The following is a 12,878-nucleotide window of genomic DNA, read 5'->3' as shown; positions in this document are numbered from 1 at the left end:
GATATAATGCGTAAATTCACCTTTGCACTTGCCCTGATGGGCTCCACGGCCATCACGGCGCCGGCCTTCGCCGAGAGCCATCTGCCGATCGTCGAAGAGCCGCTGGAGCTGACGATCCACATGCACTGGGCGCGGGCTCAGGGCTACGGTCCGGGCGGTGACACATCCAAGATCTACCCGGTGGAAGAGGTCGCACGTGAAAAGACCAACATCCACCTGATCGACCAGACATCGGGTCGCAATTCCACCGATCAAAGCGAAGCGATGAACCTGCTTCTGGCGACAGGTAACCTTCCCGACATCGTCGGCGGTGCCAAGGTCCAGCAGCCGGTCAACGAATATGGGCCCCAGGGCGCCTTCGTTCCGCTCAACGATCTGGTTGAAGAACATGCGCCAAACATCAAGGCGTGGTTCGACGAGCACCCGGATATCTGGAACGCGATCGCGGCGTTTGACGGCAATGTCTACTACATTCCCTACCTGCCCGACGGCAAATATGCCCGCGCATGGTTCGTCCGTCAGGACTGGCTCGATGCGCTGGGTCTTGAGCAGCCCGACAATGTCGACGAGCTCTACGACGTGCTGGTGGCCTTCCGCGATCAGGATCCGAACGGCAACGGCGAAAAGGACGAGATCCCGTTCTTTGTCCGCGACTGGGAAGAAGTGCTGCGCCTGCTGACACTGTGGGATGCGCGCTCCACCGGGGCGGATGTCTACCACCAGTTCTACCTCAAGGACGGCGAAGTGGCGCATCCCTATGCGCAGGAAGCCTATCGTGACGGGCTGGCCAATATCGCCAAGTGGTACGAAGAGGGCCTGATCGACGCCGAGGTCTTTACCCGCGGGTCTTCCGCGCGTGACTATCTTCTGGGCGAAAACCTGGGCGGCATGACCCATGACTGGTTTGCCTCCACCTCCGGCTACAATATTGCGCTGGCGGACAAGGTCGAAGGCTTCAACTTCATCCCCTTCCTGCCGCCGAAATCGGTCAGCGGAGTGCGGATCGAGGAAAACCGCCGCATCCCGATGAAGCCCGATGGCTGGGCGATCACCTTTGCCAACGAACATCCCGTAGAGACCATCAAGTATTTCGACTTCTGGTTCTCTGAAGAGGGCGCGCTTCTCGCCAACTTTGGCGTCGAGGGCAAGACCTGGGACATGGTCGATGGCGAGCCGATCTACAAGGACGAGGTCCTCAACTCGGGCCAGCCTGTGAACAGCCAGATGTATCTGGAAGGTGCGCAGGTCTATCGCGGCTACCCGCAGGATTACCGCTATGAATGGCAGTGGACCCGCGAGTCGGCACGCGAGGGCATCGAGCTCTACGATACCGAGGATCTTCTGGTAGAACAGTTCCTGGGCGTGGCCTTCAACGAGGAAGAGCAGGCGGTCTACGACAAGTACTACCCGTCGATCGTGACCTACATGCTCGAACGCCAGCAGGCCTGGATCCTGGGTTCCGGCGACATCAAGGAAGACTGGGACGACTATGTCGAGACGCTCAACAAGATGGGCCTTCAGGAAGTTCTTGAAGTCATGAACTCGGCCTACGCCCGTCAGTACAGCTGATCCGGCCTTGCTGATCTGAATGTTCTTTCGTGCGGCCTTCACGGGCCGCACGATCCCCCCTCTTACCCAACAAAGAAAGACTGACCGATGCCCGGCGAAGCCGTCCCCATGCTCGACGAACCCAAGACCGGCCGTCTGACGATTCAATATGCGCCCGATAACGGGGTTGAAATCGCCGAGAACCCGCCACGTTTTTCCTGGCTGCCGGTTATCGAGGACGAAGCGCGCTACATGCTGCGCGTGTCGAGCGATCCGAAATACCCCGCCAAATCAACGCATGTCTTCAGTGACATTCCGCTGAACTTTTTCACGCCGGACATTCCTCTGGCCGGTGGCTCCTATGTCTGGTCCTACGCGGTTTTTGACCCCGAGACAGGCAAACAGGCCACGAGCTGGAGCTCTGACCGCAGCTTTACCGTCGCCGAAGGTCTGCCCGAAACGCCGCTTCTTGGCCGCGGTGCCCGCTATGCCAAGGCGACCGGCGACCACCCGCGCCTGTGGCTGACACCGGACCGGCTGAAGGATTTCCGCAAGGCCGTTGCCGCAGACCCTGCGCATTGCACCTGGTCGAGCTTTTACGAAAAATCCGTTCTGCCCTGGATGGACCGCGACGTGATGGCCGAACCGGCAGGCTATCCCGGCCACAAACGCGTGGCCCCGGTCTGGCGCCAGACCTATATCGAGCTGCAAGAGTTGATGTATGCGATCCGTCATCTTGCCATCGGTGGACAGGTCACTCAGGACGCCGCCATGCTGGTCCGCGCCAAGGAATGGCTGCTGGCCGCCGCAGAGTGGGACCCGATGGGTGTCACCTCGCGCGCCTATACGGATGAATGGGCCTATCGCGTCACCAATGCGCTGACATGGGGCTATGACTGGTTGCACGACCAGATGACCGATGAAGAGCGCGCCAAAGTGCGTGGCGCCCTGATGGAGCGCACCCGCGACATCGCGGAACATGCGATCATCAACGCCAAGATCCATCTCTTCCCCTATGACAGCCACGCCGTGCGCTCTGTCTCGCTGACGCTTGTGCCCGCCTGCATCGCCCTGCTGGGCGAAGAGGAAAACGACGAGGCCCGCGAATGGCTGGATTACTGCATCGAGTTCCTGTTCACCGTCTATTCGCCCTGGGGCGACAGCGATGGTGGCTGGGCCGAGGGCACGAATTACTGGATGATGGGCATGGCCTATCTGATCGACGCGGCGAACCTGCTGCGCTCCTATACCGGCCTTGACCTTTACAAGCGGCCTTTCTTCCAGAACACGGGCGATTTCCCGCTCTACTGCAAGGCGCCCAATACGCGCCGCGCCACGTTCGGCGATGACAGCACCATGGGCGACCTGCCCTGCATCAAGACCGGTCTCAACATGCGCCAATATGCGGGCGAGACCGGCAATGGCGCCTACCAGTGGTATTACGAGGAACTTGAGCGCCTCAATCCCGGCACCGAGATGGCCTTTTACAACTGGGGCTGGTGGGACACCAATTTCGACGATCTGGTCTATCACTCCTCCTGCCCCGCGGTCGAAGCCACGCCACCCGAAGACGGGTTGCGCCACTTCAAGGGGATCGGCTGGGTCGGTGTGCAGCACGCGATGGCGGACCCGGACAACCATATCCAACTGGTGTTCAAATCCTCGCCCTTCGGGTCGATCAGCCACAGCCACGGCGACCAGAACGCCTTTTGCATGGCCGGATATGGCGAAGATCTGGCGATCCAGTCGGGCTATTACGTTGCTTTCAATTCGACCATGCACCGCCAGTGGCGCCGCCAGACCCGGTCCAAGAACGCGATCCTGATCAACGGCAAGGGTCAGTATGCCGACAAGGACAAGGCCAAGGCGATGGCCGCAACCGGCAAGATCCTGGCGGCGGAACAGCACGAGGATCACATCTACATCAAGGGCGATGCCACCGCCGCCTACCAAAGCCTGTCGCCAGAGGTCACGCTGGCCGAACGCGAGATCTACTTCGTGCGCGGCAGCTACTTCGTGATCGTTGACAAGGTGGATGCCGAAACCCCGGTCACGGTGGATTGGCTGCTGCATGCCAACCAACCCTACGACCTTGGCAAGACCACCTTCCGCAATACCGGCGAACGCGCGGGTTTCTACGGTCAGGTCGTCTGGTCAGAGGCAGGCAAGCCGGAACTGACACAAGAGACGGGCTTTCCCGGCGTCGATCCTTCGGAGTATGAGGGCCTGCCGGTCAGCACCTGCCTGCATGCCAGATATCCCGCCTCGACCCGCCACCGCATCGCGACGCTGATCGTGCCCTACAAGCTGAGCGAGCCGAAGCGGATCTTCAACTTCATGGACGATCAAGGCTATGACGCCGACCTCTACTTCACCGACACGGACGAGAACACGTTCAAGGTGGTGATGAAGAAGCTGGCCAATACCTGACCCGTTCCCAATAACGGCACCGGCCCCGCAATCTGGTCGGCCGGTGCCTGAACCCGAAACACGTCGCGGAGATGTGCAATGAGCGTAAAGAACTATTTTCCCGCAGCAGAGAACAAGCTGTTTGATGCAGGCGGCGGGCTGACACGGAAAGTCGCCGCTTTCAATGACAACGTGATGTGCGTCGAGGTGCATTTCAAAACCGGCACGGTGGCCGCGCGCCACCACCACCCGCACGAGCAGATCACCTATGTCATCTCGGGCAAGTTCGAATTCACCGTCGGCGATGACACCTACATCGTCTCCGCCGGGGACTCCTTGTACAAGCAGCCCAATATCGAACACGGGGCGACCTGCCTGGAGGCGGGCACCCTTCTGGATATCTTCACGCCACACCGTGAAGATTTCCTCTGATCCAACAAACACCAAGAAAGACTTAAGGGAGAAAACGGCATGACCAAACCTGTCATCGGTTTCATCGGCCTCGGCCTCATGGGCGGCAACATGGTGGAGAACCTCCAAAAGCGGGGTTACGAACTCGTCGTCATGGATCTCAACAAGGATGCCGTTTCAGCGGTGATCGATCGCGGCAATGCCCGCGAAGCCACCTCGCCCAAGGAGCTGGCAGAGGCATCCGACATCGTGATGCTGTGCCTGACCACGTCCGAAGTTGTCGAAAAGCTGGTCTATGGCGACAACGGCATCCTTGCGGGCATCAAGGAAGGCGCCGTGCTGATCGATTTCGGCACATCCATCCCGGCCTCGACCCGCAAGATCGGCGCCGATCTGGCCGCCAAAGGTGCCGGCATGGTCGACGCGCCCCTTGGCCGCACCCCGGCCCATGCCAAGGACGGTCTGCTCAACATCATGGCCGCAGGCGACAAGGAGACCTTTGAAAAGGTCAAACCGGTCCTCGACGAGCAGGGCGAAAACGTCTTCTACCTTGGCGCGCTTGGCGCAGGCCACGTCACCAAGCTGATCAACAACTTCATGGGCATGACGACCGTCTGCACGATGAGCCAGGCCTTCGCCGTGGCGGATCGCGCCGGTGTCGACCGCCAGCAGCTGTACGACATCATGTCGACCGGCCCCTCGAATTCGCCCTTCATGGGGTTCTGCAAGAATTACGCCGTCGATGGCGTCAGCGATCTTGGTTTCTCGATCAACAATGCCAACAAGGATCTGGGCTATTTCCTGAAGATGGCAGAGGATATGGGCACGCGGGCCGAGATTGCCGAAGGCACCTCTCATAACCTGCAAGCTGCCGTCGATGCCGGCATGGGCGATGGCAACGTCCCCGAAATCTTCGACTATTTTCACAAGCTCTGATCGCAGATCGCCCCATAGGCGCATCACAGCACCGGGCCTCGCGCCCGTGATCTGAAATGAACAGGCAGGCCCGACACAGGTACGGGCCTGTCGCCCCCAGACAGGCCTCAAGTGCCGCAGGTCAAACAGTCGTGCCAGCCGCAATCACAGGCTGCGCCGGAAAAACACCAAGAAGGAAGACCAGATGAAACTCGAGGGAAAGACCGCCATTGTCACCGGTGCCGGACGTGACATCGGGCGCGCCTGCGCCATGCGGCTTGCAGAAGAAGGCGCCAATGTTGCGCTCAACTATTTCTCCAGCAGCGAAGGCGCCGACAGCGCCGTGGCCGAGATCACCGCGGCGGGCGGCAAGGCCTTTGCCCTTCAGGGCGACCTGAATTCGCAGGCGGGCGTTGACGCGCTGGTTGCCAGGACGGTGGCCGAATTCGGCGGCGTCGACATCCTTGTGAACAACACCGGCGGCCTGATCGCGCGCAAGACCATTGCCGAAATGTCGCTGGAACACTGGAATGCGGTGATGGATCTGAACCTCACCAGCACCTTCCTGATGGTCAAGGCGTGCCTGCCGCACCTGAAATCCGGCGCGATCGTGAACATTGCCAGCCAGGCAGGCCGCGATGGCGGCGGCCCCGGCGCGGTTGCCTATGCGACCTCCAAAGGCGCTGTGATGACGATGACGCGCGGCCTTGCAAAGGAACTGGGCCCGGATATCCGCGTCAACGCGCTTTGCCCCGGCATGATCGACACCGACTTCCACAATATCTTCACCAAGCCCGAGGTTCGCAAGAATGTCGAGAACGCCTCGCCGCTGAAACGGCAGGGGTCGCCCGAAGATATCGGTAACCTTGTTGCCTATCTCGCCAGCGAGGAAAGCGCCTTCATCACCGGCGCGAATATCGACATCAACGGCGGCATGCTGTTCAGCTGACGCCTGACGAGACGACGGCTGGGCAGATCTGCCCGCCGTCATACTGCGCCCGCATGGCGACCGACCTTCCACGCTCCCCAACCATGTGGGCGCAGTTCCGCCGCATGCCCAGCCCATCTAGCAATCGTCCCGGCACTGGCCCCGCGCCGCCCCCCTCAGGCCCTGCCGTTATCGACCAGAGCACCTGCATTCCCGGATCACGAATAGCTGCGCCCAACCGCCTTCCGGGCGCGCGCCCCGCCCAATAAGGCGCGCGGGCTGCGGCCTCTTGCCTGTCGCGGCGATCTGCCCGCGCGGCAAGGGTTTGAAAGCGCGCTGCCTGCGTCCTATACCTGCCTTCAGCAGCACCACAGGAGGCCAGCGCATGCCCAACCCAACCGCCGCAATGCTCGTTATCGGCGACGAGATTCTTTCGGGGCGGACCCGCGACAGCAACATGCATTACCTGGCGGGCGAACTGACCAAGCATGGCATCGACCTGAAAGAGGCGCGCATGGTCTCGGACGATCACGACACGATCGTGACGGCGGTCAAGGCCCTGTCCTCGAACCATGACCACGTGTTCACCTCGGGCGGGATCGGCCCCACCCATGACGACATCACCGCCGACTGCATCGCCGCTGCCTTTGACCGCAGCATTGATGTCCGCGACGACGCCCGCGCGCTTCTGGCCGCGCATTACGCACGCACCGGGGCAGAGCTGAACGAGGCCCGCCTGCGCATGGCCCGCATCCCCGAAGGCGCCACGCTGATCGAAAACCCGGTCTCTGTCGCCCCCGGCTTCACACTGGAAAACGTGCATGTGATGGCCGGTGTCCCCTCGGTGTTTCAGGCGATGGTGGCCAGCGTTCTGCCCACGCTCACCGGCGGCGCGCCGCTGCTGAGCCAGACCTTGCGGATCAATCAGGGCGAAGGCGTGATCGCCGGCCCGCTGGGCGTGTTGGCCAAGGACTTTCCCGACCTCATGATCGGGTCCTACCCGTTCCAGAAAGACGGTGTCTACGGCGCGAATATCGTCATCCGTGGCACGGATGGCGCGCTGATCGATCAGGCCATGACCCGGCTCGCGGATCTGTTTCCCGAATGACCGACCGGGCCGGACAGCTCCAATCGGTGACAGAGGCGACCTGGCCTGCCGCGCGGGCATGGCGAGAGGGCCCCTGGACACTGCGCGACGGCGCGGGCGGCGGCAAGCGCGTCTCTGCCGCCACGGCCGAGGCTGCCTTTTCCGATGCGGACATCCACATGGCCGAAACCGCGATGCAGGCGATGGGCCAGCCCCGCCTCTTCATGATCCGTCAGGCAGAGACGGCGCTGGACGAGGCGCTCGCCACGCGCGGCTACGCGGTCATCGATCCCGTCAACCTGCTGATCGCCCCGATCGAGCTGATAGACGACCGCAACATCCCCCCCGTCACCGCCTTCGAAATATGGGAGCCGTTGGCAATCATGCGCGAAATCTGGGCAGAAGGCGGCATTTCCGCCGACCGGATCGCAGTGATGCAGCGCTGCACCTGCCCGAAAACCGCCCTGCTGGGCCGCGCGAATGATCACCCCTCTGCGGTGGGCTACGTCGCGGTGCATGACGGCATCGCGATGGTCCATGCGCTGCATGTGCGCCCCGCGATGCGTCGCCACGGCTCTGCCCGCTGGCTGATGCGCCGTGCCGCGCACTGGGGCCGCAGCCAGGGCGCGCAGGAAATCGCCGCACTTTGCACGCAGGCCAATGACGCGGCCAATGAATTATATCATTCCATGGGCTTCGCGCTTGTGGGACAGTACCACTACCGCATTCACCCCGATGACCGGACGGCCTGATATATGACCAAACCAGACAGCCCTACAGCACTTGACCTGCCATTGGTCGATCCGCTGCCCGCGGACACGCAGAAATACTTCGACATCTGTCAGGAAAAGCTGGGCATGGTCCCCAACGTGCTGCGCGCCCATGCTTTCGACATCGACAAGCTGAACGCCTTCACCGGCCTTTATAACGACCTGATGCTCGCCGATAGTGGCCTGACAAAGCTGGAGCGTGAGATGATCGCCGTCGTCGTCTCCTCCATCAACCGCTGCTTCTACTGCCTCACGGCCCATGGCCAGGCCGTGCGCGAATTGTCGGGCGATCCCATGCTGGGCGAGATGCTGGTGATGAATTACCGCGTGGCCCCATTGGACGACCGGACCCGCGCGATGCTCGACTTCGCCGCCCGGATCACCACCGCCAGCGCCGAGATCGAGGAACCCGACAGGCAGGCCCTGCGGGACGCAGGCTTTACCGACCGTGACATCTGGGACATCGCCAATGTGGCGGGGTTCTTCAACATGACCAACCGCGTGGCCAGCGCCACGGATATGCGACCGAATGAAGACTATCACGCGCGCTCGCGCTAGGACCGCCTTTCTGGGCGCGCTGATCGCCCTGACCACCGTGTTCGCCCGGCCCGGCGTCGCGGCGGTGGTGCTGGATTTGCCGTCAGGCAGCAGGCGGGTGGCAGAGGTCATTACCGCGCTCGACAGCTACAACCTGCCAACCGGCCCCTGGAATGGCGAGGAAGTGCCCACCAAACCGGTCGAGGGGCAGGTTTCTCGTCAGGCGTTCCGCATAAGTGGCGGGGGCATCACCACGCTGCAGATCCTGTCGCCGCTGCGCCAGCAGATCCTCGATCAGGGCTATGAATTGCTGCTCGAATGCGCCGACAATGATTGTGGCGGCTTCGATTTCCGCTTCGGGACAGAGGTGCTGCCCGGTCCCGGCATGTATGTCGACCTGACGGATTTTCGCGCGCTCAGCGCGGGCGCCCCGGATGGCAGCGAACATCTGAACCTTCTTGTCAGCCGCAGCGCCGCAAACGGGTTTGTCCAGATCGTGCGCGTGACCGCGCCGGGGGCCACGCCGCCCACGCGGATCGGCACCGATGCCGACCGCCCGAACGCCACGATCGCACCCGTCATGCTGCCCGTGGACCCTGCAGAGATTGCCGAACCGCTGGAAAGCGTCGGCCATGTCATCCTGCCCGACCTGACATTCGAAACGGGCTCTGCCTCGCTGGGCGAGGGCAGCTTTGCGTCGCTCGCAGCTTTGGCAGACTACATGCAGGCCCATCCCGACCGCCGGGTCGCATTGGTGGGCCACACGGACGCCATTGGTTCACTCGACGCAAATATCGCGCTCTCGCGCAAGCGGGCGACCTCGGTCAAGGACCGGCTTGTCACCGCGCAGGGCATCTCTGCGGGCCGTCTGGATGCCGAGGGCATGGGCTATCTTTCTCCGATCGCCAGCAACTTGACCGAGGAAGGCCGCGAAGCCAATCGCCGGGTAGAGGCTGTGCTCTTGCCTCAGTAACCCTTCCCGGACACGCAAGGGCCCGCTGGTCGCTTGGGCAGAAAGTGCCCCGGCAGACCCGGGACACTTCCAACTTGAAAAATTTCACTCTTTACTGCGCCACTTGTCACCCCGGCAACTCGTCACCACTGACCTCATTAAACACGTCACTTGTTAAAATTCTGTCCCCGAAAAGGGGGAAATATCACCAATTGTCCGGACCTTTCCGACCAAAGGCCTCTACAAGGAAATCGATGAATGCACGCACTTTGGGCTGGATGAAACGGCCCGGCGGATAGACGGCAAAGATCGCCTGCGTCTCGACCGGAATATCCGGGATCGCATCCTCGACCAGCCCTTGCGCCATCGCATCGGCGTACAGAAACGCGGGCAGGTAGGCGATGCCCAACCCCGAAATCGTGGCGTTGAGCAGCGATTGCCCGTCATTCACGCTCAACCACCCGGCAGAGCGGACCTGCCGGCGTTCGCCAGACGGTCGGTGACACGCCAGACATTGCCGCTCGACTGATTGGAATAATGTAGCAGCCGGTGATCTTTCAGATCATCAATCCGCTGCGGCCGCCCGACCCTGCCAAGGTAGTCGGGACTGGCGATCATGCGCAGCCGGGTCTCTGCCACCTTGCGCGCGCGCAGGCTGCTATCGCTCATCTCGCCGATCCGCACCGCCATGTCGAACCCTTCCGAGATCAGCTCCGCATAGCGGTTGTCCAGCACCATATCGACCTTGATATCGGGAAACTCCGCCATGAATTGGCCCAGAACCGGCGACAGGTGGTTGACGCCGAAATCCGTGGCCACGCTGACCCGCAGCAGCCCCGAAGGCACCGATTGCATCGACGTGACAAGCGCATCGGCTGCGCCCGCCTCACACAGCACCCGGCGGGCACGGTCGTAATAGGCAAGGCCGATTTCCGTCGGGCTGACGCGCCGCGTGGTCCGGTTCAGCAATCGTGCGCCAAGTCGCGCCTCCAGAGCGGAGACATGTTTCGACACTGCCGATTTCGACAGTCCCAGCTTGCGCGCCGCATCGGTGAACCCGCCCCGGTCCACCACCGTCGCAAACGCCTCCATTTCCGAAAATCGGTCCATATACAGCCCCAGCCACATGTAATCGATGGCTTTTGTGATGCCGAACCAAGGCACAAATGGGACAATTCGGTGATGATTGCGGGGTTGTTCATGGGCTGGAAACGATCTCACGCCGTGACGCTGCGTTTGACAGTGACACCGCCGCGTTGATCGGGTGTGATACCGCCGAACCAGGGAGGCCCACCATGACCGACTATCCACATCTTCTGTCGCCGCTCGATCTCGGCTTCACCACGCTGAAGAACCGCGTGTTGATGGGGTCCATGCATACCGGGCTGGAAGAGACGAAGGACTGGAACCGCGCCGCCGAATTCTACGCCACCCGTGCGCGCGGCGGCGTGGCCCTGATGGTCACAGGCGGCATGGCCCCCAACCCCGAAGGCGGCGTCTTTCCCGGTGCGGCCGGGCTGTACACGCCCGAGGATATCGCCAACCACCGCATCGTCACCGACCGGGTGCATGACGCGGGCGGCAAGATCGCCATGCAGATCCTGCATGCGGGGCGCTATGCCTACAGCCCCGACTGCGTGGCCCCCAGCGCGGTGAAATCGCCCATCTCTCCCTTCCCGCCCAGGGAACTGGACGAAGACGGCATCGAAAAGCAGATCGCCGATATCGTCACCTCTGCCACCCGCGCGCGCGAGGCGGGCTATGACGGGGTCGAGATCATGGGCTCCGAGGGCTATTTCCTCAACCAGTTCCTTGTCACCCATACCAACAAGCGCACCGATCGCTGGGGCGGGTCCTACGAGAACCGCATGCGGCTGCCGGTCGAGGTTGTGCGCCGCGTCCGCGAGGCTGTCGGCCCGGATTTCATCCTGATCTACCGCCTGTCGATGATCGACCTTGTGCCCAACGGCTCCACCCACGCCGAAGTCGTGCAACTGGCCAAGGCCATCGAAGCGGCGGGCGCCACGATCCTCAACACCGGCATCGGCTGGCACGAGGCGCGCATTCCCACCATCGCCACCTCTGTCCCCCGTGCCGCCTTTGCATGGGTCACGAAAAAACTGATGGGTAAGGTCGGCATTCCCGTCATCACCTCGAACCGGATCAACATGCCGGATGTGGCGGAATCCGTGCTGGCCGAGGGCTGCGCCGATATGGTCTCCATGGCGCGTCCGTTCCTTGCCGACCCCGATTTCGTGCGCAAGGCCGCCGAGGGCCGCGCCGACACGATCGCACCCTGCATCGCCTGCAATCAGGCCTGCCTGGACCACACGTTCGGCGGCAAGATCTCGACCTGCCTGGTCAATCCCCGCGCCTGCTATGAAACCGAACTGACCGTCACCCCCACCCAGCGCCCGCGCAGCGTGGCCGTTGTCGGCGCGGGCCCCGCTGGCCTGTCTGCGGCCATCACCGCGGCACAGCGCGGCCATGACGTCACCCTCTACGACCGCGCCTCCGAAATCGGCGGGCAGCTCAACATGGCCAAACAGGTGCCGGGCAAAGAGGAATTCTGGGGCCTCGTCGATTGGTACCGCACCATGCTGGCAGAGGCCGGCGTCACCGCCCGGCTGGAGACAGAGGCCGATACCGGCACGCTGGCGGGCTATGACGAGGTGGTCATCGCCACCGGGGTTGTCCCCCGCGACCCGCAAATTCCCGGTCAGGACGGCCCCAACGTGCTCAGCTATATCGATGTGCTGAGGGGCGCGCCCGTCGGGGCCCGCGTGGCCGTGATCGGCGCGGGTGGCATCGGCTTTGACGTGGCCGAATTCCTTGTCACCGTTGACAGCCCCACCACCGACCTGCCCGAATGGATGCGCGAATGGGGCGTGACCGACCCAGAGATTGCCCGCTCTGGCCTTGCCCCCGAAGGCCCGCAACCGGACCCCGCCGCCCGGCAGGTCACCCTGCTGCAACGCAAGGCCGAACGCCCCGGCAAACGGCTGGGCAAAACCACCGGCTGGATTCACCGCGCCGGGCTGCAGATGAAATCGGTCGATATGAAGGCGGGCGTGAATTACGAACGCATCGACGCCGACGGCCTGCACATCTCCTACGGCGAGGCGCGCGAACGGCCAGAGCTGATCGCCTGCGACACCGTCGTGCTCTGCGCAGGGCAGCTGTCTGATCGCACCCTCGCCGACGCGCTGGAGGCCGAAGGCATCGCCGTGCATGTCATCGGTGGCGCCGATGTCGCGGCCGAGCTGGACGCCAAGCGCGCCATCAACCAGGGCACCCGCGTCGCCGCCGCGCTGTAGAACG

Annotated in this window: 10 protein-coding genes and 1 pseudogene; 10 read left to right on the top strand and 1 reads right to left on the bottom strand. The window is 62.7% G+C overall.

The window, feature by feature from the left end; translation table 11 throughout:
• Window positions 1–6: 6 nt before the first annotated feature.
• From EDD52_RS16750 to EDD52_RS16710, 9 genes are all read left to right on the top strand, one after another.
• Window positions 7–1,569 carry a type 2 periplasmic-binding domain-containing protein gene (locus EDD52_RS16750; protein ID WP_243651986.1) on the top strand — a complete coding sequence of 521 codons (1,563 nt, stop codon included), beginning with the start codon at window positions 7–9 and terminating at the stop codon, window positions 1,567–1,569.
• 108 nt (window positions 1,570–1,677) lie between these two features.
• Complete coding sequence (locus tag EDD52_RS16745) at window positions 1,678–3,978, top strand: DUF4962 domain-containing protein (protein ID WP_243651984.1); 2,301 nt, start codon at window positions 1,678–1,680, stop codon at window positions 3,976–3,978.
• 78 nt (window positions 3,979–4,056) lie between these two features.
• Window positions 4,057–4,389 (top strand): cupin domain-containing protein, encoded by a 333-nt coding sequence (locus EDD52_RS16740; protein ID WP_132247080.1) that lies wholly within the window; start codon window positions 4,057–4,059, stop codon window positions 4,387–4,389.
• A 39-nt stretch (window positions 4,390–4,428) separates the two neighbouring features.
• The gene (locus EDD52_RS16735; protein WP_132247078.1) at window positions 4,429–5,304 is read left to right on the top strand and encodes an NAD(P)-dependent oxidoreductase; all 876 of its coding nucleotides are present in this window, start codon (window positions 4,429–4,431) and stop codon (window positions 5,302–5,304) included.
• Between the two features lie 184 nt (window positions 5,305–5,488).
• Window positions 5,489–6,232, top strand: coding sequence for an SDR family NAD(P)-dependent oxidoreductase (locus EDD52_RS16730; RefSeq protein ID WP_132247076.1), 744 nt, complete (start codon window positions 5,489–5,491; stop codon window positions 6,230–6,232).
• A gap of 364 nt (window positions 6,233–6,596) precedes the next feature.
• The gene (locus EDD52_RS16725; protein WP_132247074.1) at window positions 6,597–7,319 is read left to right on the top strand and encodes a competence/damage-inducible protein A; all 723 of its coding nucleotides are present in this window, start codon (window positions 6,597–6,599) and stop codon (window positions 7,317–7,319) included.
• Window positions 7,316–8,050 carry a GNAT family N-acetyltransferase gene (locus EDD52_RS16720; RefSeq protein WP_132247072.1) on the top strand — a complete coding sequence of 245 codons (735 nt, stop codon included), beginning with the start codon at window positions 7,316–7,318 and terminating at the stop codon, window positions 8,048–8,050. The genes EDD52_RS16725 and EDD52_RS16720 overlap by 4 nt, the downstream gene beginning before the upstream one ends.
• 3 nt (window positions 8,051–8,053) lie before the next feature.
• Window positions 8,054–8,626: a peroxidase-related enzyme gene (locus tag EDD52_RS16715; RefSeq protein WP_132247070.1), complete on the top strand. Its 573-nt coding sequence runs from the start codon at window positions 8,054–8,056 to the stop codon at window positions 8,624–8,626.
• Window positions 8,598–9,578 (top strand): OmpA family protein, encoded by a 981-nt coding sequence (locus EDD52_RS16710; protein WP_132247068.1) that lies wholly within the window; start codon window positions 8,598–8,600, stop codon window positions 9,576–9,578. Before EDD52_RS16715 ends, EDD52_RS16710 begins: the two co-directional genes overlap by 29 nt.
• A 184-nt stretch (window positions 9,579–9,762) precedes the next feature.
• Here EDD52_RS16710 and EDD52_RS16705 read toward each other — a convergent pair.
• Window positions 9,763–10,667 (bottom strand): annotated as a pseudogene (locus tag EDD52_RS16705) (LysR family transcriptional regulator).
• Window positions 10,668–10,852: 185 nt separating this feature from the next.
• Here EDD52_RS16705 and EDD52_RS16700 point away from each other — a divergent pair.
• Window positions 10,853–12,874 (top strand): NADPH-dependent 2,4-dienoyl-CoA reductase, encoded by a 2,022-nt coding sequence (locus EDD52_RS16700; protein WP_132247066.1) that lies wholly within the window; start codon window positions 10,853–10,855, stop codon window positions 12,872–12,874.
• Window positions 12,875–12,878 lie beyond the last annotated feature (4 nt).

Source organism: Primorskyibacter sedentarius, assembly GCF_004342065.1.
Taxonomy (GTDB): Bacteria; Pseudomonadota; Alphaproteobacteria; order Rhodobacterales; family Rhodobacteraceae; genus Primorskyibacter; species Primorskyibacter sedentarius.
The sequence above is the reverse complement of the archived record's forward strand: the minus strand, read 5'-3'. Positions and strand labels throughout refer to the sequence as shown.